Below are 22421 nucleotides of genomic sequence, written 5' to 3'. Positions count from 1 at the left end.
TCCCTTTGACCGCGCCATCGCCGCAAGCGAAGTGGCGCGGTCGCGGCTTGCGCCGCTACTACAGGCAAAGGTAGATCCGGGCCCGCTCAGCCACGCTGCTGCTTGCGCAGGCCGAAGTACTGCAGCTCGGCGAACGCCGCCACCGCCAGCGCCTGCACGATCACGAAGGCTAAGCCCAGCGCGTTCGGCGAGACCCAGCCGCTGAGCAGCAGGATCGCGCTGTCGATCGTCCAGCAGGCGTTGATCGCGATCACCGACCAGGCCTGGGGCGCGGAGATGCGCTCGCGGCTGAGTAGCCAGCCCAGGAAGGCCACGTAGGGCACCAGTACCAGGCCCGCGCCCAACAACAGGTTCTGCGGCAAGTGCAGCCACTGAGACAAGGGCGCGGCGGCCGCGATCAGCAGCGCGGCCATGGCCGCGGTGGCGATGGCGTCGAGCTGGATCGCGCGGCGCAGCAGTTGGGACTGGGAGGATCGGACGATGGCGCTCATGAGTTGCTCCTGGTTCTGTCGGAGATGTCGGTCGGTTGGGTTCGACGCCATCTCAACCCAGCGCTCGCCGCCGGTCGATTACCTGCGAGGTCATGTCCGAACCCGCCGCCCTGGGCTATCGTTCGGCCATGAACGCGACCCGACCCGTAGGCGAACAATTGCGCGACTGGCGCCAGCGCCGCCGCCTGACCCAATTGGATTTGGCCGGCATGGCCGACATCTCCACCCGCCACGTCAGCTTCATCGAGACCGGGCGCTCGCTGCCAAGCCGGGCGATGCTGCTGCGCCTGGCCGACCGCCTCGACGTGCCCTTGCGCGAGCGCAACCAGTTGATGACCGCAGCCGGGCTGGCGCCGATGTACGCGCAGCGCTCGCTGGACGATCCCGCACTGCACGAAGCGCATGCGGCGATCCAACTGGTGCTGCACGGCCACGAGCCCTACCCCGCGCTGGCCATCGACCGCCACTGGAACCTGCTGGCGGCCAACCGCGCCGTCGAACGCATGCTCGAAGGCATCCCCACCGACCTGCTGCAGCCGCCGATCAACGTTTTGCGCCTGAGCCTGCACCCGCGCGGCCTGGCGCCGCTGATCGTCAACCTCGCGCAGTGGCGCGCGCACTTGCTGCATCGCCTACGCCATCAGGCCGACGCCACCGGCGATCCGGTGCTGAGCGAGCTGCACGATGAACTCGCCGCCTACCCTTGCGCGGATGCCGACGAGGTCGAACTGCCCACCACGCTCAGCGTCGCGGTGCCGCTGCGCTTGCGCAGCCCCGACGGCGGCGAGCACGCCTACATCAGCACCACCACCGTGTTCGGCACGCCGATGGACGTGACCCTGGCGGAACTGGCGATCGAATCCTTCTTTCCCGCCGACGCCGCCACCGCCAACGCGCTGCGCGCGCTGCAGGCCGCCGAAAGCCAGGCCGGCTAGAGCGCCGCCGCAGCGCCAGACCGCGCCGACCCGGCTCTGGCAATCCAGCACGGCCAGCGGTGCGCCGCTGGTCACGCGCAGCCAGGGGCGGCTAAGCAGCGCCAGCGCACGCCCGCCGGCGACGTGTATTTGCTTCTAGGCTGCGCTGCGCAGCCACTTTTAGACGCCATCCGCCTTGCAGGACGCCTTGCTGGGGTCGCTCGATATTTTACCGAATGGTTGACAATCGCTCCCGGCCGGAGGATATTCAACTTTATGGTTGAGAATAAACCCGAACGCCTGGACGCCGTGTTCCACGCCCTTGCCGACCCGACCCGGCGCGCGATGCTGCGCAGCTTGTCGCGCCAGCCCTGCAGCGTCGGCGAACTGGCCGCGCCGTTCGAAATGTCGCTGGCCGCGGCCTCCAAGCACATCAAGGTGCTGGAGCGCGCCGGCCTGGTCCAGCGCGAAGTCCAGGGCCGCACCCACGTCTGCCGCCTCGATGCGCGCCCCATGCACGGCGGCATGGAGTGGATGCGCCACTACGAACGGTTCTGGAACGAACGCCTCGACGCCCTCGACGCGCTGCTGCAGGCCGAGGATCGCGCCATCGCGGCCGCGCGCAAACCCAGGAGCAAACGATGAGCCCGACCTCCCCCATCGTCGTGCGCGTCGCGCGCCGCTTCGAGGCCTCGCCCGAACGCGTGTTCGACGCCTGGCTGGATCCGCGCATGGCCGCGCGCTTCCTCTACGCGACCGCGAACGGACGCATGCAGCGGGTCGAGATCGACGCGCGCGTCGGCGGCGGCTACGTCATCGTCGAAACCCGCGAGGACGGCGACGCCGCGCACTACGGCCGTTATCTCGAGATCGATCGCCCGCGCCGGCTGGTGTTCACCCTGGCCCTGGATCCGGCCGCGGACGGCGACCGCATCACCGTCGAGATCGCGCCCATCGGCAGCGGCTGCGAACTCCGCCTCACCCACGAAATGGCGGCCGAATACGCGCCGTACGCGCAGCGCACCGAAACGGGCTGGCAGCACATCCTCGCCTCGCTGGCCGAGCAGCTGTCGCACGCCCCCCACTGAACATTCTCCAGGAGCCCCACCATGAGCGACTACGGCATCGTCACCGCCCCCGACACCGTGCGCATCGAACGCCTGATGCCCGGCCCGATCGAACGGCTGTGGAGCTACCTCACGGAATCCGAAAAGCGCCGCACCTGGATGGCCGCGGGCGAGATCGAACTGCGCCCCGGCGGCCGCGTCGAACACGTGTTCCGCAACGCCGAACTGACCAACGACGACCCGACCCCGGCCAAGTACGCCGACCACGAGGAGTACCGCAGCGAAGGCCGGGTGATCGACTGCGATCCGCCGCATCGGCTCAGCTACACCTGGGACGGCGAATCGGAAGTGGTGTTCGAGCTGACCCCGAAGCAGGACCGCGTGCTGCTGGTGGTCACCCACCGCCGTCTGCCCAACCGCGGCGAAATGGTCAGCGTCGCCGGCGGCTGGCACAGCCACCTCGATCTGCTGCTGGACCTGTTGGAGGGCCGCACCCCCAGCCATTTCTGGTCCAAGCACTCCGCGATCGAGGCGGAGTACGAACGGCAGATCCCCAAGGAATGAGCCCTCGCATCCGCGACAGGAGCCGGCCATGGCCGCCATCGAACACATCCAATACGTGAACGCATCGCCGGCGCAGGTCTACGACGCGCTGACCAGCGAACGCGGCCTGGCCGAAGTCTGGACCGACGACCTGACCGTGCAGGCGGTGCAGGGCGCGGTCAACGAATTCCGCTTCGGCGAGGCCGGCCTGGTGCGAGTCAAGATCACCGAATGGCTGCCGCGCAGCCGCCTGGCCTGGCGCTGCCTGGATTCGGATCCGCAATGGATCGGCACCCAGATCAGCTTCGACCTGGAAGCGCGCGAGGGAAACACCGCGGTGGTGCTGCGCCATGAAGGTTGGCGCGAGGTCACCGAGTTCTATCGCTGGTGCAACTACAACTGGGCGATGTTCCTGTACAGCCTCAAGTCCTACTGCGAGGAAGGCGTCGGCCTGCCCTTTCAGCGACGCAGATTCTGATCTCGCGGCGACCGCCGCCACCCTGCCCTGACCCAGGAGTTCCCGATGCTGCTCGAACACAAAGTGGCGCTGATCCACGGCGGCGGCGGCGCCATCGGCGGCGCGGTCGCGCGTGCCTTCGCCCGCGAAGGCGCGCGCGTCTATCTGGCCGGTCGCGGTCGCGACAAACTCGCACGCGTGGCCGCCGATATCGCCGGCGGCGGCGGCCACGCCGAGATCGCGACCGTGGACGCGCTGGACGAAGCCGCGGTGCAGGCGCATGCCGCCGCGGTCGCCGCGGACGCGGGCGGCATCGACATCGCCCTCAACGCGATCGGCGTCCCCCACGTGCAGGGCGTGCCCTTCGCCGAGCTGACGCTGTCGGACTATCTGCACCCGATCGAGGCCTACACGCGCAGCAACTTCATCACCGCCCAGGCGGCGGCGCGCCACATGCGCGGCGGCGGCGCGATCCTGACCCTGTCCACGCCGGGCTCGCGCATGAGCGGCGTGGGCTTCCTCGGCTACGGCGTGACCTGCGCGGCGATCGAGGCCTTCACACGCCTGCTCGCCGCCGAACTGGGCGCGTCCGGTATCCGCGCGGTCTGCCTGCGTCCGCACGCGATACCCGACGCGCAACCGGCCTCGCACGCGCACGAGGTCTTCGCCGAAAGCGCGCGCCGCGCCGGCGTGTCGATCGAGGCCATGCTCGACGAGGCCGCGCGCACCGGCACCCTGCTCGGCCGCCTGCCGACCCTGGCCCAGGTCGCCGACTACGCCGCCTTCGTCGCCTCCGACCGCGCCGGCGCCATGACCGGAGCCGTCGCCAATCTCAGCTGCGGCGCGCTGGTCGACTGAGCGCGCGCCGGGTCCGCTATCCTGGGCGTCGTCACCGCCACGCCCTCAGGGATGAACCCGATGCGCCGAACCCTCGTCACCCTCGTCACCCTCGTCTGCGGCGCGCTGCTGTCGGGCACGCTCCTGCTCGGCGGCTGCGCCCGCCGCGAAGCCGAACCCGCCAGCGGCGGACGCGTGCAACGTTTCGAATGGATAGACGAGCGCCCCGGCACCGGCCCGGCCGCGCGCAGCGGCCAGGACGTGAGCGTGCACTACACCGGTTGGCTCTACGACGAAAAGGCCGCCGACAAGCGCGGCCGCAAGTTCGACAGCTCGGTCGATCGCGGCAAGCCGTTCTCGTTCCTGCTCGGCGCCGGCCGTGTGGTACGCGGCTGGGACGAAGGCATCGCCGGCATGCAGGTCGGCGGCAAGCGCGTGCTGATGCTGCCACCGGAATACGGCTACGGCGCCGACGGCGCGGGCGGCGGCGTGATTCCGCCGGACGCGTCGATGGTGTTCGAGGTCGAGTTGCTGGGCGTGCGCGAGCACGTGCCGGGCTCGCGCTGAGGCAAGCCTGTCGCGCGTCAGGCGCGCTGCGCCAACTGCGCGCGCGCCTGCGCGGCCAGCTCGAACGAGCGCAGCCGCGCCGCGTGCTCGTACACGTTGGCGGTCAGCATCAACTCGTCGGGACGATGGCGCTCGATGAAGGCGGCGATGCCCTCGCGCACGCTATCGGGGTCGCCGACCACCGCACAGGCCAGCGCGCGCTCCACGCCTGAGCGTTCGGCCGGCGTCCAGTAGGCGTCGATGTCGTCGATCGGCGGCGGAATCAGGCCGGGTTGGCCGCGCCGCAGGTTGACGAAACTCTGCTGCTGGGTGGTGAACAAGCGCCGCGCCTGCGCGTCGGTTTCGGCGGCGACCACGTTCAAGGCCAGCAGCGCATGCGGACGCGGCCAGGCCGCCGAGGGCCGGAACTCGCGCCGATAGATCGCCAGCGCCTCGTCCATCGCATCGGGCGCGAAGTGCGAGGCGAACGCGTACGGCAGGCCCAACTGCGCGGCCAGCTGCGCGCCGAACAGGCTGGAGCCCAGCAGCCACACCGGCACCCGCAGCCCCGCGCCCGGCACCGCACGCACCGCCTGGCCGGGCCGCACCGGCTCGAAGTACTGCAGCAGCTCGGCGACGTCCTGCGGAAAGCTGTCGGCGCCGTCGAAATAGCGGCGCAAGGCGCGCGCGGTGGCCTGATCGGTGCCGGGCGCGCGGCCCAGGCCCAGATCGATGCGATCGGGATACAGCGACGCCAGGGTGCCGAACTGCTCGGCCACCTGCAGCGGCGAATGGTTGGGCAGCATGATGCCGCCGGCGCCGACCCGGATGGTCGAAGTACCGCCGGCGATATGCCCGATCAACACCGCGGTCGCGGCGCTGGCGATGCCGGGCATGTTGTGGTGTTCGGCTAGCCAGTAGCGCCGGTAGCCCAGGCGCTCGGCATGTTGGGCCAGCTCGAGGCTGTGCGCGAAGGCCTGGGCGGCGTCGCTGCCTTCGGTGACCGGGGCCAGGTCGAGTACGGAAAAGGGAATCATGGGCGCTCGCGGCGATGGCGTCCCTATGAAGCTGGGGGCGCCTGCGCACGATTGCGAGCGCGTCGGGGGTACGCAGTGTTGCGGGGGTGGCGTTGCTTAAGAGCAAATCCCCCCTAGCCCCCCTTTTGCAAAGGGGGGAACTGCACGCGCTCGAAGGGGAACGGCACGCACTCGTGAAAAACGGCCTGTCTCCCCCCTTTGAAAAAGGGGGGCTGGGGGGGATTTGCTTTCGCCCTCACCAAAGATCGAACTTAAGCCCCTCGCGCTCGTTGTCCCAGATCGTGCTGAACACCCACCAGCGCCCGTGTTCGTGGCAGAGCTGCACGCTGTTGGCGCCGCGCTTGAGCAGCACAGGCGAGTCCGCGGTCGGGCGCGCCTCGTACAGGCTCCACACGTGCGCGACCTGGCCGAAGCGCTGCACGCGGCGGTCGATCTCGACTTCGAAGAAGTCGTTCTGGGCGAAGAAGGCCTCGACGTTGGCGATGTAGCTGTCGACGTCGAACACCATCGCGTGGGTACTGCCGTCGGCCTCGACCACGGTGCGCAGGCTGCGCGCGTTCGGGTGCTGCAGATAGCGAAAGCGCGCCCAGTCGCGCGGGGCGCCGGCCGGGCCGGAGATGCAAGCGTAAACCGCGCGCACGCAGCGCTCGATGTCCTGGGTGTCCTGCCACCACTCGTGGTTGTCGGTGTCCATGTCCGCTCCTGCGGGCTTGAGGTCAGATCAGATGACGCAGGTCCGGCAGGTACTTCTCCGCCGAACCGGTATTCACCGCGACCACGCGCTGGCCACGCGCGATCAGGCCGCGTTCGATCAGCTGTGGCAGCGCGGCCAGACAGGCCGCGCCTTCCGGCGCGATCCAGGCCGGCGCGCCGCCGCCGACCGGCTCGCGCCATAGGCGCGCGAACTCGGCCATGCTGTCGCGCTCCTCCATCGCGACCGCGGCGCCGCCGCTGGCGCGCAGAATTTCCAGAACGCGGAAGTGGCCGACGCCGCCGGGCACGTTGAGCCCGAACGCCAGCGTCTGCCCCGCCGCGACCGCTTGAGTGTCGGCCGCGCCGGCATCGAAGGCGCGCACCAGCGGCGGCGTGGCCGCGCTTTGCACGCACAGCATGCGCGGACGGCGCGCGTCGATCAGGCCCAGCGCCTGCAGCTCGTCCCAGGCCTTCCACATGCCGAGCACGCCGGTGCCGCCGCCGGTGGGATAGATCACCGCATCGGGCAGCGACCAGCGCGTCGATCCGGGCCCGGGTTCGGCCAGTTCCAGGCCCAGGGATTTCTTGCCTTCGATGCGCCAGCCCGGTTCCTGGAACGTGGCCACCGAAAAATAGCCTTGCGGCAAGTAGCGCTCCTTCAGCAGCGCGCCGGCTTCGCGGATGGTCGGGCCGACCAGTTCCAGGCGCACGCGCTCGGGGTCGCGCTGCGCGGCCGCGGCGACGTTGCCCAGAATCGGCATCGGCGTATCCGGCGGCATCGCGATCGCCACCGACAGCCCGCCGGCCAGCGCATAGCGCAGCAGCGAATCGCCGGCATTGCCCTGGGTCGGCACCGCCAGCTTGCGCAGGCCCAGGCGGCGCGCCTGCGCGACCACCATGGCCATGCCGCGGTCCTTGAAGCTCTGGGTCGGATTGGCGCCGTAGCCGGGGTGCGCGCGGCCTTCGTCCTTCAACCACAGCGAGATACCGGCCGCGCGCGCGATCGGATGCGCCGAGTAGTCGAGCAAGGGCGTGTGCCCCTCGCCCAGCGCGACGATATGGCGCGCGTCCTCGGGATCGGACGCGTCCAGCGCCATCAGCGCGCCGAAGCGCCAGAGGTCGCGGCGGCGCGGGTCGTACCAGGCCGCGTTCGGTCGCTGCGCGGCCAGGCGCTCCAGGTCGAGCAACATCTCCACCGGGCGGCCGTCGACCGGATCGAGATTCATCGCCGTGTCGGCGGAGTACTCGATGCCCGAACCCAGACCGCGCAGACACCTCACATAGGACATGCGGCGCGGCTCCGGCTCAGAACGGCAAGGGCCAGCCCAGCGCCGGCGCGGCCAGCCAGTACAGGCCGCCCAGCACCACGGCCCACAGCAACAGCTTGAACACCAGCTTGACCGCCTTGAACGCGAGATAGCCCGCGACGATCACGATTCCTATGGCCATCCAACTCATCGTTCGCTCCTTCGGTGCGGGCGCCGGCAGCGGCGCCGCGCTTGTGGCTTCGAGCTTAGCAGCCGGCGCTCAACCGCCGCCCTTGGCCGGCACCGGCGTCAGGCGCAGATCGTGGAAATCGAAACTGAAATCGGTGTTAGGCGACACCGACTCCATGCGCACTTCGCGCACCGCGCCGTCGGCGCTCAGCGAGAAATCGACGAAGGCGTCGGCGTTGAGCCAGCGCTGGTCCCAGCGCACGATGAAGCTGTCGTGCTGCCAGTGCTGCAGTTCGCCGACCAGCGCTTCGCTGCGCGCGAAACGCATGCGCAGCTTGCCGCCCTGCTGTTCGATCACCACATCGCCGTACCAGGGGTCGCGGTAGGTCGCGGCGTATTTGGCCAGCGCAAGCGAGGGCTGGGTGTTGGGCACGCGCGCGGCCTGGTGCTGCTTCCAGTCGTCGTCGGATTTGGCCAGCGACTTGTCCAGCGCCGCGCCATAAGCCGCCGTCCAGTCGGTGCGCGGGCCGTCGAGATAGGCGTCGAGCGCACGCAGGGTCACCGCCTGGAACGCGCCCGGCAGCTCGGCGCTGGTCAGCACCACGATGCCCAGCTTGTGCTCCGGCACCAGGGTCACGCGCGAGACCATGCCCGGCCAGCCGCCGGTGTGCCAGACCAGCTTGCGGCCGCGGTAGTCCGACAGCTGCCAGCCTTCGCCGTAGCCGAGGAAGTTGGGACGCACCGGTGCCAGCGCTGGCACGGAGGGCTCGCTGATCGGCATCGGCGTGACGATGGACCACATCGCTTTCTGGCGCTGCGCGCTGAACAAGCGCTGCGGTTTGCCGCCGGCGTCGGTGTACGCGCCGCCGTCCAGCTGCATGCGCAGCCACTGGCTCATGTCGTGCACGCTGGAGTACAGGCCGCCGGCGCCGGAGACGTTGCCCCAGGCCATGCGCGGGGCCGGTTGCAGGTCCTTGAAGTCGGCCTTGGCGTAGCCGGTGGCGACGTTGTCGCCGGGCTTGAGCGCGTCGCTGTTGTAGCGGGTGTCGCGCATGCCCAAGGGATCGAGGATGCGGCTGCGCAGGAAGCGTTCGTAGCTCTGCCCGCTGGCCTGCTCGATCACCAGTTGGGCGACGCCGTACAGGATGTTGTCGTAAGCGTACTGGCCGCGGAAGCTGCCGCTGAGCGGGACATCGCGCAGGCGCTGGGCGACTTCCAGGGTGCTGTAGTCGGTGCCGGGCCAATACAGCAGATCGCCCGCGCCCAGGCCCAGGCCGCTGCGGTGCGCCAGCAGGTCGCGTACGCGCATCTCGCGGGTGACGTAGGGGTCGGCCATGCGGAACCACGGCAGGTGGTCGATCACGCGGTCGTCCAGGCTGAGCTTGCCCTCGTCGGCCAGAATCGACAGCGAGGCCGAGGTAAAGGCCTTGGTGTTGGAGGCGATCGCGAACAGGGTGCGCGCGTCGACCTTCTCGGGACGGTCGAGCTGGCGCAGACCGTAGCCGCGCTCGAGCACGATCTGGCCGTCCTTGACGATCGCGACCGCGATACCCGGCACGTCGAAACGCTGGCGCACGCCTTCGACGTAGGCATCGAAGTCCTGCAGTTGCGCCGGCAGTTCCGGCGCGGGCGGCGCGGCCAGGGCCTGGCAGGCCAGCAGCGCGCCGAACAAGAGGCCGGCGCCGCGCGTGGCCAGGGACGTGGATCGCATCGTTCGCAACTCCGCCGATCAGGGGTGACGCCCGACGATACCCGAAGCCGGCCGCCGCGACCCGGCACGATGGTCATGGGCGCCCGGCCTCGCAGCGCGAGCGCGGCCTCATAATGGCGCGCCGTACACGACGGCGCCGGCCGCGAACCGATGAGCGATGCCCCCACCCTGTTGCCCGGCCTGGCCATCGTCGGCGGCGGTCCCGCTGGCCTGATGGCGGCTGAGGTCGCGCGCGCGGCCGGGGTCGAGGTCGATCTCTACGAGGGCAAGGGTTCGGTCGGGCGCAAGTTCCTGATCGCCGGCAAGGGCGGGCTCAATCTCACCCATGCCGAGCCGCGCCCGGGCTTCGACGCGCGCTATCGCGAACGCGCGCCGCAGATCGCGCGCTGGCTGGACGAGTTCGACGCCCAGGACCTGCGCGCCTGGGCGCGCGGGCATGGCGTGGAGACCTATGTGGGCAGCTCCGACCGCGTGTTCCCGGTCGATCGCAAGGCCGCGCCGCTGTTGCGCGGCTGGGTGCGGCGCCTGCGCGAGGACGGCGTGCGCTTCCACGTCCAGCACCGTTGGCTGGGCTGGAGCGAGGACGGCGCGCTGCGCTTCGCCACGCCCGACGGCGAGCACCGCGTACAGGCGCGCGCCTGTGTGCTCGCGCTGGGCGGCGGCAGCTGGCCCGAGTTGGGCTCCGATGGCGCCTGGGCGCCGTGGCTGGCGCAGCGCGGCGTCGAGGTGGCGCCGCTGCAGCCGTCGAACTGCGGTTTCGACATCGCCTGGAGCGAGCATTTCGCCCAGCGTCACGCCGGCGCGCCGCTGAAGCCGGTGATCGCGCACTGGCGCGATGCCGACGGCCGCGAACACGCGCTGCAGGGCGAGTGCGTGGCGACCGCGCACGGGATCGAGGGCAGCCTGATTTACGCGCTGTCGGCCGAGCTGCGCGAGACCATCGCGCGCGAGGGCGCGGCATCGCTGTGGCTGGATCTCGCGCCCGGCCGCGAACGCGAACGTCTGCAATCCGAGCTCGCGCGCCCGCGCGCGGGCCGCAGCTTCGGCGAACACCTGCGCCGCCAGACCGGCCTCAGCGGCGTCAAGGCGGCGCTCTTGCACGAGGTGCTGGATGCGCAGGCCAAGCAGGATCCCGCGCGCATCGCGGAGGCGATCAAGCGCCTGCCTTTGCGCCTGCTGCGCGCGCGCCCGATCGCCGAGGCCATCAGCAGCGCTGGCGGCGTGCGCCTGGAGGCGATGGACGAGCAACTGCAGCTGCGCGCCCTGCCCGGCACCTACTGCGCGGGCGAAATGCTGGATTGGGAAGCCCCGACCGGCGGCTATCTGCTGACCGCCTGCTACGCCAGCGGCTTGATCGCGGGACGCGCGGCGGTGGCGTATTTGCGCGGCCGGTGAGCGACCGCGAACGCGACACCGCTTCGGCTAGCAGCAGCGAGCCGCTTCTACCCCGACAAGGCCGGATAGCGCATCCGTCTGGGAGGCAGAGGTCGAAGCCGCAGGATTTGTTCCGACGGCTCAACAAAACGGCCGCGCAGGCGGCCGTTTGCGGGACCTCGGAAAATCGCGCGCCGCGGCGCGCGCCGCCTCAGCGCGTCAAGGCATCGCGCTGGGCATTGCAGACCTGGTTCACGCGCTGCTCGATGGTGGGCGCGTCCTCCAACCAGGCTTCCAGGCCGCCGGCACGCATCAGCATGGCCGCGCGCTGGGCGATCCTGGCCGCGCCGCAGGCCGTCGGCGAAGCCTCATCGTCGACCGGCAGCACGTAGCGGGTGTTGCGGTTGGCGTACACCAGCTCGTATTCGCTGTCGTACACGAACAGCGTCTTGGCGCCCTCGGACCCGGCCTCGCGCAGCAGCGCTTCGCTGGCGCGCTGCATGTCCATCAGCGGAACCTGGCGCTGCACCGCGATCGCGCGCACGACGTCGGCATACGGCGTGTTGTCGGTACGCAGGCCGCCGGAGCGGAAGTCCGGCTGCGCGACCTGGGTCAGCAGCACCGGGGTGGCGCCGCGCATGCGCGCTTCGTCGACGAAGCGCTCGAGATTGGCGCGGAACGCTTCCGGCGCGGTGTAGCGCTCCGGCCGCTTGGAGGCGTCGTCCTGGCCGAAAGCGATGAACACCACGTCGCCGGACTTGGTCGCGGTCATCAGCTTCGACCACAGCCCTTCTTCCAGATAACGGCGACTGCTGCGGCCGTCGGCGGCGCGGTTCTCGTACTGCACCACGTCGCCGCGCAGCAGCATCGGCAAGGACTCGCCCCAGCCGGTGGCCGGGCGCTGTTCGGGACGGCGGTTGGCCATCGCGCTGTCGCCGGCCACGCGCAGGGTCGGCGGCTGCATGGGCATCGGCGCCGCGTAGGCGTTCGCGCAACACAGGATCAGGGCGAGCGGGCCCGACCAGGCCAGGCCCAGCAGGCGTTGCGGAGTCGTACGCGGCGTGGATGTCATCGGCTGGCGACCAGGTAGCTGGTGGTGGCGCACACGCTCACGCCCTTGGCGCCGGGCGCGGGCAAATCTTGACCCTGCAGGGCGAGCACCTTGACGACCTCGCGCTCGCCTTCGCCGACCTTGGCCAGGGCGATATAGGCGGTGGGCGTGCCGCCGCAGAAGGCGTTGCCGGGCTGATCGGTGGGCGGGGTTTGTTCGACCACGTGGCGCAGCTCGACCGGTTGGCTGGCGTCGATCTGCATCGAGGCGGCATAGGTGGCGCCGGCGCTGTACTCGTCGCCGCCGGTGACCAGGGCGACGCGCTCGGTGCCGAAGCTGGCGCCGTTGGCGCCCTTGAGGGTGGCATCCTCGATGCTGAGCTTGCCGGTGGCGGCGCTGGCGACGGGATTGCCGGGTTCGAACTCGCCCAGGGCGACGGGCTTGATCAGCGGCGGCGCGGCGCGCTCGACCGGGGCCGCGTTCGGGTCCGGCGAGGGCATGGCCGGCGGCGGCGCGGCGGTGGTGGATTCGGGCGCGGCGGCGTTGGCCGGAGCCTGCGGCTGGCAGGCGCTCAGGGCGAACGCACACAGCGCCAGGCCTAGCGGCCAGGCGGAACGAAGGGCGGAAAGAGTTTGGATTCGACGCATCAGGGGTCCTTCGTACGGGGGCTGGAAGAGACGACCGTCGATCATAGCGGCCGCGTCGCCTCAGGTAACCCCTTGATTTGTCTGAATGGGATCGCCCGCCCGGTTTACGGTTCGGCTAACGTTCCCCTGTCCTTGGACCGAACAATACCGTTTTCGGGGCGCCGATGGCGCAGCCCGGGCCTGCGTTTCAGGCCGCGGCGTCGACCAGTGGACGCAGTTCCGGGTCCAGCGCGACGCGCTCGTCGAACACGAAGCAGCGGCCTTCGTAGTGGGCGCCGCCGACGCGTTCGAAGTAACCCAGGATCCCGCCCTCGAGCTGCAGCAGGTTGTCCATGCCGTCGTCGCGCAGCCACAAAGCCGCCTTCTCGCAACGGATGCCGCCGGTGCAGAAGCTGACCACGGTGGCCTCGGCCAACGCCTCGCGGTGCGGGGCCAGGGCCTCGGGCAGGTCGACGAAATTGTCGATGGGCAGGGTCAGGGCGCCGGCGAAGCTGCCGTAGCCGACCTCCTCGCGGTTGCGGGTATCCAGCAGCACGACCTGGCGGCCGGCGTCGTCGTGGCCTTGGTCCAGCCATTGGGCGAGGCGCTCGGGCGTCACCGCCGGCGCGCGCCGGCTCAGCGGCGCGCTGTCCTCGCGCCGGAAGGTCACGATCTCGCGCTTGCGCTTGACCTTGAGCCGCGCGAACGGCTGGGCACGGCTGTAACTGGCCTTGACCGCAAGCCCGGCGAAGCGCGGATCGGCGCGCAGCTCGGCCAGGAACGCCCCGATCGCGTCCTCGCTACCGGCCAGGAACAGATTCAGCCCCTCCTCCGCCACCAGCACCGTCCCGCGCAGGTCCGCGGCCTCGGCGCTCGCGCGCAGACGCACGGCCAGGGCATCGGCGTCGTCGACGGGGACGAAGTGGTAGGCGGCGATATTGAGCAACATGCGGGCATTTTACCCGGGCCGGCGACCGGACGCCGGCAGGGCCCCGGCTGGGCTGGCGCATTAATGCGCTGGCGCGAGCGGCCGCCGCCCGCGGTACCTGCCCCATCTTCACGAAGGCCCACGCACTACCGTTGTCGTTGCCGTTGCCGTTGCCGTGGCCGTGGCCGTTGCGGTTGCGGTTGCGGTTGCGGTTGCGGTTGCGGTTGCGGTTGCGGTTGCGGTTGCGGTTGCGGTTGTCGTTGTCGTTGTCGTTGTCGTTGCATTGAAGTCCAAAAGCACCGTACTCACACAGACAACCGTAGACCCGAAGGGCGGCGCGCAGGACGCGCGCCGTTTTTCGAATGGACAGGGACGTCCATTCGAAAAATCCCGGCGCACGCACCGCACTCGCAAGGGAGGGTTGGTCACGCTAACCCTTCTCTTTGGTTACTTTCTCTTGGGTTAGCAAGAGAAAGTGACCCGAATGCGCAGCAGGCGGAAGCCTTTGACCTTTGGTCAGAAAAAACGAAAGCAGAGCGACAGCAAATCCTCCCCAACCCTCCTTTTACAAAGGAGGGAGCTAGGAGCAAGAGCCTGCTGGCGTTCACCCGTGCACGAACCTGCGATTCGTAAGCCGCACGGCTTCATCCTTTTCCAAAGGAGGGAGCCAGACCCAAAGCACTGAATATCAAATCGGCCGACAATCAAGCGCCGAGCCAGGCGCCCTAGCGCTTAGTCGTAATCGCCCGCCGCAAATTGTTGCGCGCCGCCGCGTCGTAACGCTGGTGGTAAAACTCGCTCAGATAGATGCGCTCGCGCTTGAGCAGCCCCTTGAGGAAACGGCGCCGATTGAGCCGGAACAACGGCCCCGGCACGTGCCCGCGATACTCCGACGCGATACCGCGGTCGTAAGCGTCGAACGCCTCCGGCGGCGCCCCCAGGATGGCCATGTCGCCATCCAGGAACAACGCCGCCTCCTCGTCGACCTGGCTCGGATCGATCTGCCCATGACGCGCGGTGAGATCGATCAACTCGACCACCCGCCGCACCTCGATGCCCGCCTCCGGCAGATAGCGCGCGATGTGCGCCGCCGCCAGTTCGGCCGAACGCGCCTCGTTGTCGCGCCGTCCGGCCTGGTAGATCGCGTCGTGGTACAGCACCGCCAGCGCCACCTCGACCGGCTGCTGCCAGCCCGGCCCGGCCGCGACCTCGCCGTAGTGGCGCAGCACTTCGCGCACGTGATCGAAGTTGTGGTACGCCCGCGGCGGCGTCGCGTAGGCGGCTTCCAGCTCGGCCCAGAGTTCGGGCGGCAAGGCGATGGGCAGATCGACGGGCAATGCAGGCGACATCGGCGGCACGGTTAGGGGAACCTGCGCGCATCTTGGCACCGAACGCGGCGGCGGCGCGCGTATCGGCAAGGTCGCGTCCAAGCCGGCACGGACCGGCCATGCCCTGCCCCACGGTGCCCGCTCATCCTGGCCCAGGCAGGGATCGCTTAGCGGCCGCGATACGGCTCGCAGCCGATGCCGTCGTTGTCGCGGTCCAGATGCGGGCCGTAGCCGGGATCGCCGCGACGTACCGGCGCGGCGCCCGCCGCGCGCGCTTCGGTGCAATTGCGGTAGGCCGAGCCGGATGCCGGCGCGTAGCGTTGCGCACGCGCGGGGACGTAGGCGTTGGCATCGGAAGCCGAGTACGAGGACCGCGCCTGCGCTCGCGTCGCGGGCGCCCCGCGGTGGCAGTGATAACCGCCGTTGCGGCGGTCGTTGTGGCAGCCGTCGCGGTTGAGACCGCCGCCGTGCGCGTGCGCCGTCGGTGCGCCTAGCACCGCCAGCATCACCACCCAGCCCCACGACCGCCAGCGCATGCACGCCTCCGTCAGCGCGCCCCCGGCCCGTTCGGGCCGGAGGCGCCGGAATAAAGTGCCGGCGCGACGTTCACGGTGACGTCGCGCCGGCGTTCCTGAGAACAGGCGGAAGCGGTGTCGCCGCCTCCGCCTGCTCGATCAGTACTTCTTCTCCAGGTTCAGCAGGACGCCATGGTCGCTGTCGTCATCGCTACCGAACAGACCGCGGTACTCGAAGCGCAGAGTGAAATCGCGCTCGGTGTGCAGGATCGCGCCCAGTCCGAACACGAACCGGTTGCGCTCCAGCCCTTCGATCTCGGCCCGATAGAACGGACCGGACAGCAGGTCGGCGTAGTTCATGGTGACCGCGCTGTCGTCCTGGAAATCGTGCTGGTACTCGAAGCGCAGCTGCGGCGAGAAGGTGCCGTAGCTGACCGGGATCTTGTAGTCGAGCCGCAGGCCGAGGCTGGCCGTGGTGGTATCGACGTCCTGATCCTGGTAACGCAGCGCATACACCGCGTCGCCCTGCTCGGTGTACCCGTCCAGGCGCGCGCGTGCGATATCGACGCGGGCGTAGGGCGAGATGTGCAGGCGGTCGCGCTGGTAGTCGCCGCCGGCCGAGAACGAGGCGAACCACTGCTTGCCGTCGCGCTCGCCGCGCACGCGGCCGCCGTTGGCGATCACGTAGCGGCGCGAGTCGAACGACATCCACTGGTAGCCGAGCAGACCGTCGAGGAAGAAGGTCTCGCCCGGGTGGTAGCTGCCGTACATCGCCAGCGTGTAGCTCTTGGCGTCGCTGCGGGTGCCGTTGCGGCCGATGTCGGTGTTGTCGCGACCGTAGCCGATACCGCCGCCGATCGCGAACGCATCGTTGACGCGGGTGTCGATGCCGGCGCTGATGCCGGTGGTCTCGAAGTCGAACCCGGCACTGCCCGAACGGCTGTCGCGGTCGCCGCTGTTGAGCGCGCCACCGGTCCAGATGGTGAACGAGCTCGCATCACCGCCGCCGGACGCAGGCGCAGCGGTTTCCACCGGCGCGGCCTCGTCGCGGGTGGCGACCTGACGGCAGTCGCTGCCCGGCGTGCGGCGCACGTCGTCGGCGCAACGGCGATCCACGCCGAAGCTGATCCGGTTCTGGAAGCGGGCGCCGTCGCCGTTGCCGCCGTGCATGCCCTCCATGCGCTGCTGGAAGTTGCCGATCTGCGAGGTGGCGAAGCGGCGCGCGGCCGAGGTCTGCGCACCGAGCAGGCCCATGACTTCCGCATCCTGGGTCGGATCCGGACGGCCGGCGACGTCGAAGTCGATGGTCGCCGGGGCCGAGGTCGCGTAGGCGTTGCTCAGCGTGAACGTGGCCGTGGCCGTGCCCGAGAACGAAGCCGCCGGGGTGAAGGTCAGGCGGTAGCTCGCGCTGGCGCCGCTGCCGGAGGACGCGATGGTCGCGGTGCCGGCGCTGGCCGGCGTCAGCGAGACCAGGTTGGCGGCGGTGAACGGCCCACCGGTCGCGCCGGTGGTGAGCTCGACCGTGACCGGCGTGCCGGCGATCGCGGCGACCCGGCGCGACACCGCGACCGGCAACGGATTGACCGTGACCGTCGAGGTGATCGGTGCCGAGGGGCCGAAGGCGTTGTTCAAGGTGTAGACGATCGAGACCGAGCCCGAGGCGCTGGCCGGCGGCGTGTAGGTGATGTTGGTACCCGCCACGGTGGTGGTGCCCGTGGCCGGCGCGGTCACGATGGTGACGCCGGTGTACGGACTACCGGTGGCGCCGACCGTGGTGTCGATGGTCACCGGCTGGCCGGCCAGCGTGGTCGCGGTGCGCGGCTGTCCGACCGGAACCGGCAGCGGCGTGACCGTGATCGAGACCGTGGCCGGAGCCGACGTGCCGCCCGGGCCGATCGCGGTGTAGGTCAGCGTATCCGGACCGAAGTACGCGGTGGCCGGGGTGTAGACGATGTTCAGTCCGCTGACCGTCGCGGTGCCGTGCGCCGGCGCCGAGGCGATCGCGATGGACGTGATCATGCCGGTGTCGTTGGCGGTGACGGCGATGGTCACCGGCTGCTGCGCCAGGGTCGTGGCGGTGTCGTTGTTGGCCACCGGCACGGCGTCGGCGATCACGATGGTGTAGTTCACCGTGGTGTTGTAGCCGGCATCGTCGGTGGAGCGGATCGCGGCGGTGTAGCTGCCGGCAGTGGTCGGGGTGCCGCTGAGCACGCCGGCCGAGCTGAAGGCCAGACCGACCGGCAGGTTGCCCGAGACGATCGAGTAGGTGTACGGCGCGATGCCGCCACTGCTGCTCAGGCTCTGGTTGTACGCCACCCCGACGGTGCCGCCCGGCAGGGTCGCCGGCGAGATCGTCACCGTCGCCGGGGCGATGGTGAAGGTGTACACGCGGCTGCCGGTCTGGCCGTTGCTGTCGGTGGACTGCACGGTGATGCTGAAGTTGCCGTCCGAACGCGGGATGCCGGAGAACGCGCCGGCCGAGGTGAAGCTCATGCCGATCGGCAGCGCACCGCTGAGCAGCGAGTAGCTGTACGGCGCGACACCGCCGGTGGAGCTGAGCTGGGCGCTGTAGGCGACGGCCGCGCTGCCGTTGGGCAGGCTCGGCGGATCGATCGCGATCGCCGGAGTCGCTACGACGATGGTGTAGTTCTGCTGCAGCGCGAACGGTGCGCCCACGCCGGTGCTGGCGTCGGTGACTCGAACGCTCACGTTGTAGTTGCCCGGCACGGTCGGCGTACCGCTGAGCACGCCGGCCGAGCTGAAGCTCACCCCGACCGGCAGCGAGCCGGAGGCCAGCGAGAAGCTGTACGGACCGGTGCCGCCGCTGGCGGCGAAGTTGATCGTCGTGGCGACGCCGTAGTTCATCGGCAGGTTGCCGGCGGCCGGCGTCATGCTCAGCGTCGGCGCGCCCACGGTCAGGGTGAAGGCCTGGCCGACGGTGAACGGACCGTTGCCGGTGCTGGAGTCGGTGGCGCTGGCGTTGAGCGCGAACGAACCCGCCGCGGTCGGCGTGCCCGATACGGTCACGCTGTTGGCGGTGGTGCCGGTGATGCTCAGGCCCGCCGGCAGGTTGGTGACGTTGTAGCCGGAGAACGGCTGAGTGCCGCCGTTCCAGGTGAAGGTCTGGCTATAGGCACCGCCGACCTGCGCCGTCAGCGGACCGCCCGCGGTCACGGTGATGGTCGGGTTCGAAACGGTGATGGTCACCGTGGCCGGCGCCGAAGTGCCGGCGCTGTTGGTCGCGGTGTAGGTGAAGCTGTCCGGACCGGCGTAGCCGGCGGTCGGCGTGTAAGTGATCGTGGTGCCGCTGGCCGTCGCCGTGCCATGCGCCGCCGCTGCCGCCACCGCCACCGAGGACGGAACGCCGCCGGTGATGTTCAGCGTGATCGGGTTGGCGCTGCTGTCGTAGGCCACCGTCGCCGAGACCGGGTTGGCCACCGGCACGATGTCGTTGACCAGCAGGGTGTAGCTCTGCGGCGCCGACGTGTACGGGCCGCTGCCGGTGCTGCTGTCGGTCGCGGTCAGGTTGAAGTTGTAGGTGCCCGGCGCGGTCGGCGTGCCGGTGATGCCACCGGAACTGCCGATCGACAGGCCAGGCGGCAGCGCGCCGCTGACCAGCGCGTAGGTGTACGGCGAGACGCCACCGGTGGCGCCGGTCACGGCCACGCCGTAAGCGTTGGTCACGGTCGCGTTCGGCAGGGTCGTCGGCGGCAGGATCACCGTCGCGGCCGTGATCAACAGCGTGTAGGAGTTCGAGCCCGTGTACGGGCCGCTGCCGGTGCTGCTGTCGGTCGCGGTAACGGTGAAATTGAAAGTACCGCCCGCCGTCGGCGTGCCGCTCAGCGTGCCGTTGCTGGCCAGGCTCAGGCCGGCCGGCAAGGCGCCGGCGGTGACGGCGAAGCTGTAGCCGGCGGTACCGCCCGAGGCGGTGATGGTCTGGCTGTAGGCCTGGGCCACGCCGCCGTTGGGCAGGGTCGCCGGGGCGACGGTGATGGTCGCCGCGCTCACGGTCAGGCTGTAGGCGCGCGAACCGCTCTGCGAGTGGTTGTCGGTGGCGGTGACGGTGAAGTTGAAGGTACCGCCCGCGGTCGGCGTGCCACTGAGGGTGCCGGTGGCGCTCAGGCTGATGCCGGCCGGCAAGGCGCCGGCGGTGACCGCGTAGGTGTACGGCGCGATGCCGCCCGCCGCGCTCACGGCCTGGCTGTAGGCGATGCCGATCTGCGCGCCCGGCACGGTGGCCGGCGTGATCGTGATCGTCGGCGCGGCCACCTGCAGCACATAGTTCTGCGTGCGCGCGAACGGTGCGCCGGCGCCGGTGGAGCTATCGGTCGCCCGCACCGAGAAGGTGAACAGACCGGTGACGGTCGGCGTACCCGAGAGCACGCCGGTGTTGGCGTCCAGACTCAGGCCGGCCGGCAAGGCGCCCGCCGACACCGTATAGGTGTAGGCCGGCGTGCCACCGCTGGCGACGAAGGTCTGGCTATACGCCGCAGCGTAAGTCGCGTTCAAGGTACCGGCCGCCGGCGTCATGCTCAGCGTGGGCGCGCTCACGGTCAGGGTGAAGGCCTGGCCGACGGTGAACGGACCGTTGCCGGTGCTGGAATCGGTGGCGCTGGCGTTGAGCGCGAACGAGCCCGCCGCGGTCGGCGTGCCAGACACGGTCACGCTGTTGGCGGTGTTGCCGGTGATGAGCAGGCCCGGCGGCATGCCGGTGACGGCATAGCCGACGAACGGTTGGGTGCCGCCGTTCCAGCTGAAGGTCTGGCTGTAAGCGACGCCGATCTGCGCGGTCAGCGGGCCGCCCGCGGTCACGGTGATGGTCGGGTTGCCGACGGTGATGGTCACCGTGGCCGGCGCCGAAGTGCCGGCGCTGTTGGTCGCGGTGTAGGTGAAGCTGTCCGGACCGGCGTAACCGGCGACCGGCGTGTAGCTGATCGTGGTGCCGCTGGCGATCGCGGTGCCGTGCGCGGCCGCCGTGCCGATCGCCACCGAGGTCGGAACGCCGCCGGTGATGCTCAGCGTGATCGGGTTGGCGCTGCTGTTGTAGGCCACCGTCGCCGAGACCGGGTTGGCCACCGGCGGGATGTTGACGATCTGCAGCGTGTAGCCACGCGGCGCCGAGCTGTAAGGGCCGGTGCCGGTGCTGCTGTCGGTCGCGGTCACGGCGAAGTTGAACGTGCCCGCGGCGGTCGGCGTGCCGGACAGCGCGCCGGTGCTGCTGCTCAGGGCGATGCCCGGCGGCAAGGCGCCTGCGGTGACGGCGTAGGCATACGGCGCGGTGCCGCCGCTGGCCGGATTGAGCGTGGCGCTGTAGGCGACGTTCTGGGTGCCGTTGGCCAGCGTGGTCGCCGGCAGCAAGATGGTCGGTGCGGCGATCACCAGCGAGTAAGCGCGCGAACCGGTATGCGGCGCGCCGGTGCCGGTGCTGCTGCCGGTGGCGGTGACGGTGAAGTTGAAGGTGCCGCCCGCCGTGGGCGTGCCGCTCAGCGTGCCGGTACCGCTCAGCGTCAGGCCTGCGGGCAACGCGCCCGCGGTGATCGCATAGCTGTACGGCGCGATGCCGCCGCTGGCGGTGATGGCCTGGCTGTAGGCCGCCGCGACCGTGCCGTTGGGCAAGGTGGTCGGCGCGATCACGGTCGTCGGCGCTGCCACCACCAGGGTGTAGGCGCGGGTGCCCGAGAAGTTGTTGGCGTCGGTCGCTCGCACCGTGAAGTTGAAGGTGCCGGCCGCGGTCGGCGTGCCGGTCAGGGCGCCGGAGGTGGTGTTGAGGCTCAAGCCGGCCGGCAAGGCGCCGGCGGTGATCGCGAAGCCGTAAGGCGCGGTGCCGCCGCTGCCGGTGAAGGTCTGGCTGTACGCCGCGCCCACGGTCGCGCCCGGAATGGTGGCCGGGTTGACCACGATGGTCGGCGCGACCACCACGGTCAGGGTGACGGTCTCGACTTCGAAGTAGGAGCCCACGCCGGTGCTGCTGTCGGTGACGCGGATGCCGAAGGTAAAGGTGCCCAGGGCGGTCGGCGTGCCGCTCAGGGTCGCGCCGCTCAGGCTCAGGCCTGGCGGCAGCGGGCCGGAAACGACCTCATGCGCATAGGTGTACGGGCTGACGCCGCCATTGGTGCTGAAGGTCACCGAATACGGGAAGCCCTGCGCCGCGTTCGGCGGCGTGGACGGCACGATCTGCAGGGTCGGGTTGGCGACGTTGGGGGTGTAGGTCTTGACGCCGCTGACGCTGGCGCTGTCGGTGGCGCGGATCGAGAAGCTGTGCGGACCGCGCTGGGTCGGCGTGCCGCTGATCACGGCGCCGCTCAGCGTGAGGCCGGCCGGCAGCACGCCGCTGTCGAGCGTGTACGTGTAGGACCCGGTGCCGCCGGTCGCGGTCAGGGTGGTGCTGAACGGCACACCCGCGGTCAGGCTGATGGTGGCCGGGCCGATCACGATGGTCGAGGCCGGGCCGATGGCCACGGTGACGACGATGTCGCCGCCGAAATCGTCCTGCAGGGTGAAGGTGTCGGTGGTCGCGCTATCGCCGTTGTGCGAATAGGTCAGCGGGATGTTGCCAGGCGATTGCGCGCCGACGATGCGGGTGCCGTGCGGCGTGGTCGCGGTGCCGGCGGTGATGCCGAAGCCGCCATGGCAGTTGTTGATGTTGATGGTCTGCGAGCCGCTGTGCGCGACCGACATGCTCAAGGTCGGGCAGAACGTGGATGGCGCCGCCATCGCCCGCTGCGGCCATGCGCTGGCCAGGCACAGCAGCGCTATCGCGAGCCATGAAAACCAGGAAAAGAAGACGTGCGAAGGCGCACGCGGCGTCTCCACGCTATGCGCTGAAAACTGATGCATGTTCTGCCCCTGTTGACACCACACGAGCTC

Annotated in this window: 21 protein-coding genes; 9 read left to right on the top strand and 12 right to left on the bottom strand. The window is 70.1% G+C overall.

Annotated elements, in window-relative coordinates; translation table 11 throughout:
- Positions 1-86: 86 nt before the first annotated feature.
- On the bottom strand, positions 87-491 hold the full coding sequence (locus ASE43_RS00545; RefSeq protein ID WP_056174173.1) for a hypothetical protein: 405 nt from the start codon (positions 489-491) through the stop codon (positions 87-89).
- A gap of 92 nt (positions 492-583) precedes the next feature.
- On the opposite strand from ASE43_RS00545, the gene ASE43_RS00540 reads away from it, so the two are divergent.
- From ASE43_RS00540 to ASE43_RS00510, 7 genes are all read left to right on the top strand, one after another.
- Positions 584-1426 (top strand): helix-turn-helix transcriptional regulator, encoded by an 843-nt coding sequence (locus ASE43_RS00540; RefSeq protein WP_157498964.1) that lies wholly within the window; start codon positions 584-586, stop codon positions 1424-1426.
- Positions 1427-1681: 255 nt separating this feature from the next.
- Positions 1682-2050: a metalloregulator ArsR/SmtB family transcription factor gene (locus ASE43_RS00535; protein WP_057159123.1), complete on the top strand. Its 369-nt coding sequence runs from the start codon at positions 1682-1684 to the stop codon at positions 2048-2050.
- Positions 2047-2493 (top strand): SRPBCC domain-containing protein, encoded by a 447-nt coding sequence (locus tag ASE43_RS00530; RefSeq protein ID WP_057159122.1) that lies wholly within the window; start codon positions 2047-2049, stop codon positions 2491-2493. The genes ASE43_RS00535 and ASE43_RS00530 overlap by 4 nt, the downstream gene beginning before the upstream one ends.
- Positions 2494-2514: 21 nt before the next feature.
- The gene (locus ASE43_RS00525; RefSeq protein ID WP_057159121.1) at positions 2515-3036 is read left to right on the top strand and encodes an SRPBCC family protein; all 522 of its coding nucleotides are present in this window, start codon (positions 2515-2517) and stop codon (positions 3034-3036) included.
- A gap of 28 nt (positions 3037-3064) precedes the next feature.
- On the top strand, positions 3065-3493 hold the full coding sequence (locus ASE43_RS00520) for an SRPBCC domain-containing protein (RefSeq protein WP_057159120.1): 429 nt from the start codon (positions 3065-3067) through the stop codon (positions 3491-3493).
- A gap of 45 nt (positions 3494-3538) precedes the next feature.
- Entirely contained in the window at positions 3539-4330 is a 792-nt protein-coding gene (locus ASE43_RS00515; RefSeq protein ID WP_057159119.1) for an SDR family oxidoreductase, read from the top strand.
- 60 nt (positions 4331-4390) lie between these two features.
- Positions 4391-4876 (top strand): FKBP-type peptidyl-prolyl cis-trans isomerase, encoded by a 486-nt coding sequence (locus ASE43_RS00510; protein ID WP_057159797.1) that lies wholly within the window; start codon positions 4391-4393, stop codon positions 4874-4876.
- A 17-nt stretch (positions 4877-4893) separates the two neighbouring features.
- On the opposite strand, the gene ASE43_RS00505 is transcribed toward ASE43_RS00510, so the two are convergent.
- From ASE43_RS00505 to ASE43_RS00490, 5 genes are all read right to left on the bottom strand, one after another.
- Positions 4894-5892 carry an LLM class flavin-dependent oxidoreductase gene (locus tag ASE43_RS00505; protein ID WP_056174161.1) on the bottom strand — a complete coding sequence of 333 codons (999 nt, stop codon included), beginning with the start codon at positions 5890-5892 and terminating at the stop codon, positions 4894-4896.
- 235 nt (positions 5893-6127) lie between these two features.
- Positions 6128-6586, bottom strand: a complete 459-nt coding sequence (locus tag ASE43_RS00500; RefSeq protein WP_056174159.1) for a hypothetical protein — start codon at positions 6584-6586, stop codon at positions 6128-6130.
- A 22-nt stretch (positions 6587-6608) separates the two neighbouring features.
- A complete protein-coding gene (locus tag ASE43_RS00495) occupies positions 6609-7874 on the bottom strand; it encodes a threonine synthase (RefSeq protein WP_057159118.1) in 1266 nt (421 codons plus the stop codon).
- A 16-nt stretch (positions 7875-7890) separates the two neighbouring features.
- Positions 7891-8043, bottom strand: a complete 153-nt coding sequence (locus tag ASE43_RS21460) for a hypothetical protein (RefSeq protein ID WP_157489253.1) — start codon at positions 8041-8043, stop codon at positions 7891-7893.
- A 69-nt stretch (positions 8044-8112) separates the two neighbouring features.
- Positions 8113-9732, bottom strand: coding sequence for a serine hydrolase (locus ASE43_RS00490; protein ID WP_057159117.1), 1620 nt, complete (start codon positions 9730-9732; stop codon positions 8113-8115).
- Positions 9733-9882: 150 nt separating this feature from the next.
- Between ASE43_RS00490 and ASE43_RS00485 the strand changes: the two genes are divergently transcribed.
- Positions 9883-11127: a TIGR03862 family flavoprotein gene (locus ASE43_RS00485; protein ID WP_057159116.1), complete on the top strand. Its 1245-nt coding sequence runs from the start codon at positions 9883-9885 to the stop codon at positions 11125-11127.
- 190 nt (positions 11128-11317) lie between these two features.
- Here the strand turns inward: ASE43_RS00485 and ASE43_RS00480 are convergent, their stop codons facing one another.
- The 6 genes from ASE43_RS00480 to ASE43_RS00455 form a co-directional block, all read right to left on the bottom strand.
- Positions 11318-12178, bottom strand: coding sequence for a GDSL-type esterase/lipase family protein (locus ASE43_RS00480; protein ID WP_057159115.1), 861 nt, complete (start codon positions 12176-12178; stop codon positions 11318-11320).
- Positions 12175-12804, bottom strand: coding sequence for a hypothetical protein (locus ASE43_RS00475; RefSeq protein ID WP_157499596.1), 630 nt, complete (start codon positions 12802-12804; stop codon positions 12175-12177). The genes ASE43_RS00480 and ASE43_RS00475 overlap by 4 nt, the downstream gene beginning before the upstream one ends.
- A gap of 187 nt (positions 12805-12991) precedes the next feature.
- The gene (locus ASE43_RS00470) at positions 12992-13732 is read right to left on the bottom strand and encodes a sulfurtransferase (protein ID WP_057159111.1); all 741 of its coding nucleotides are present in this window, start codon (positions 13730-13732) and stop codon (positions 12992-12994) included.
- A gap of 704 nt (positions 13733-14436) precedes the next feature.
- Positions 14437-15060: a hypothetical protein gene (locus ASE43_RS00465; RefSeq protein ID WP_157489251.1), complete on the bottom strand. Its 624-nt coding sequence runs from the start codon at positions 15058-15060 to the stop codon at positions 14437-14439.
- Positions 15061-15206: 146 nt separating this feature from the next.
- A complete protein-coding gene (locus ASE43_RS00460) occupies positions 15207-15575 on the bottom strand; it encodes an excalibur calcium-binding domain-containing protein (RefSeq protein WP_157499595.1) in 369 nt (122 codons plus the stop codon).
- Positions 15576-15713: 138 nt separating this feature from the next.
- Positions 15714-22232, bottom strand: coding sequence for a putative Ig domain-containing protein (locus ASE43_RS00455; RefSeq protein ID WP_057159109.1), 6519 nt, complete (start codon positions 22230-22232; stop codon positions 15714-15716).
- Here ASE43_RS00455 and ASE43_RS22060 point away from each other — a divergent pair.
- Complete coding sequence (locus ASE43_RS22060) at positions 22231-22386, top strand: hypothetical protein (protein WP_162250609.1); 156 nt, start codon at positions 22231-22233, stop codon at positions 22384-22386. The two genes, ASE43_RS00455 and ASE43_RS22060, sit on opposite strands and share 2 nt — an antisense overlap.
- Positions 22387-22421 lie beyond the last annotated feature (35 nt).

Origin of the sequence: Lysobacter sp. Root983, from assembly GCF_001429345.1 — a bacterium.
GTDB lineage: Bacteria > Pseudomonadota > Gammaproteobacteria > Xanthomonadales > Xanthomonadaceae > Lysobacter.
The sequence above is the reverse complement of the archived record's forward strand: the minus strand, read 5'-3'. Positions and strand labels throughout refer to the sequence as shown.

Bases quoted from the DNA above. Each gene is read 5' to 3' on its own strand.
- ASE43_RS00505 (WP_056174161.1), bottom strand. From the start codon at position 5,892: ATGATTCCCTTTTCCGTACTCGACCTGGCCCCGGTCACCGAAGGCAGC.
- ASE43_RS00470 (WP_057159111.1), bottom strand. From the start codon at position 13,732: ATGTTGCTCAATATCGCCGCCTACCACTTCGTCCCCGTCGACGACGCC.
- ASE43_RS21460 (WP_157489253.1), bottom strand. From the start codon at position 8,043: ATGAGTTGGATGGCCATAGGAATCGTGATCGTCGCGGGCTATCTCGCG.
- ASE43_RS00530 (WP_057159122.1), top strand. From the start codon at position 2,047: ATGAGCCCGACCTCCCCCATCGTCGTGCGCGTCGCGCGCCGCTTCGAG.
- ASE43_RS00490 (WP_057159117.1), bottom strand. From the start codon at position 9,732: ATGCGATCCACGTCCCTGGCCACGCGCGGCGCCGGCCTCTTGTTCGGC.
- ASE43_RS00510 (WP_057159797.1), top strand. From the start codon at position 4,391: ATGCGCCGAACCCTCGTCACCCTCGTCACCCTCGTCTGCGGCGCGCTG.
- ASE43_RS00515 (WP_057159119.1), top strand. From the start codon at position 3,539: ATGCTGCTCGAACACAAAGTGGCGCTGATCCACGGCGGCGGCGGCGCC.
- ASE43_RS00465 (WP_157489251.1), bottom strand. From the start codon at position 15,060: ATGTCGCCTGCATTGCCCGTCGATCTGCCCATCGCCTTGCCGCCCGAA.
- ASE43_RS00540 (WP_157498964.1), top strand. From the start codon at position 584: ATGTCCGAACCCGCCGCCCTGGGCTATCGTTCGGCCATGAACGCGACC.
- ASE43_RS00475 (WP_157499596.1), bottom strand. From the start codon at position 12,804: ATGCGTCGAATCCAAACTCTTTCCGCCCTTCGTTCCGCCTGGCCGCTA.
- ASE43_RS00525 (WP_057159121.1), top strand. From the start codon at position 2,515: ATGAGCGACTACGGCATCGTCACCGCCCCCGACACCGTGCGCATCGAA.
- ASE43_RS00495 (WP_057159118.1), bottom strand. From the start codon at position 7,874: ATGTCCTATGTGAGGTGTCTGCGCGGTCTGGGTTCGGGCATCGAGTAC.
- ASE43_RS00500 (WP_056174159.1), bottom strand. From the start codon at position 6,586: ATGGACACCGACAACCACGAGTGGTGGCAGGACACCCAGGACATCGAG.
- ASE43_RS00485 (WP_057159116.1), top strand. From the start codon at position 9,883: ATGAGCGATGCCCCCACCCTGTTGCCCGGCCTGGCCATCGTCGGCGGC.
- ASE43_RS00545 (WP_056174173.1), bottom strand. From the start codon at position 491: ATGAGCGCCATCGTCCGATCCTCCCAGTCCCAACTGCTGCGCCGCGCG.
- ASE43_RS22060 (WP_162250609.1), top strand. From the start codon at position 22,231: ATGCTCAAGGTCGGGCAGAACGTGGATGGCGCCGCCATCGCCCGCTGC.
- ASE43_RS00480 (WP_057159115.1), bottom strand. From the start codon at position 12,178: ATGACATCCACGCCGCGTACGACTCCGCAACGCCTGCTGGGCCTGGCC.
- ASE43_RS00460 (WP_157499595.1), bottom strand. From the start codon at position 15,575: ATGCGCTGGCGGTCGTGGGGCTGGGTGGTGATGCTGGCGGTGCTAGGC.
- ASE43_RS00535 (WP_057159123.1), top strand. From the start codon at position 1,682: ATGGTTGAGAATAAACCCGAACGCCTGGACGCCGTGTTCCACGCCCTT.
- ASE43_RS00455 (WP_057159109.1), bottom strand. From the start codon at position 22,232: ATGTCGGTCGCGCACAGCGGCTCGCAGACCATCAACATCAACAACTGC.
- ASE43_RS00520 (WP_057159120.1), top strand. From the start codon at position 3,065: ATGGCCGCCATCGAACACATCCAATACGTGAACGCATCGCCGGCGCAG.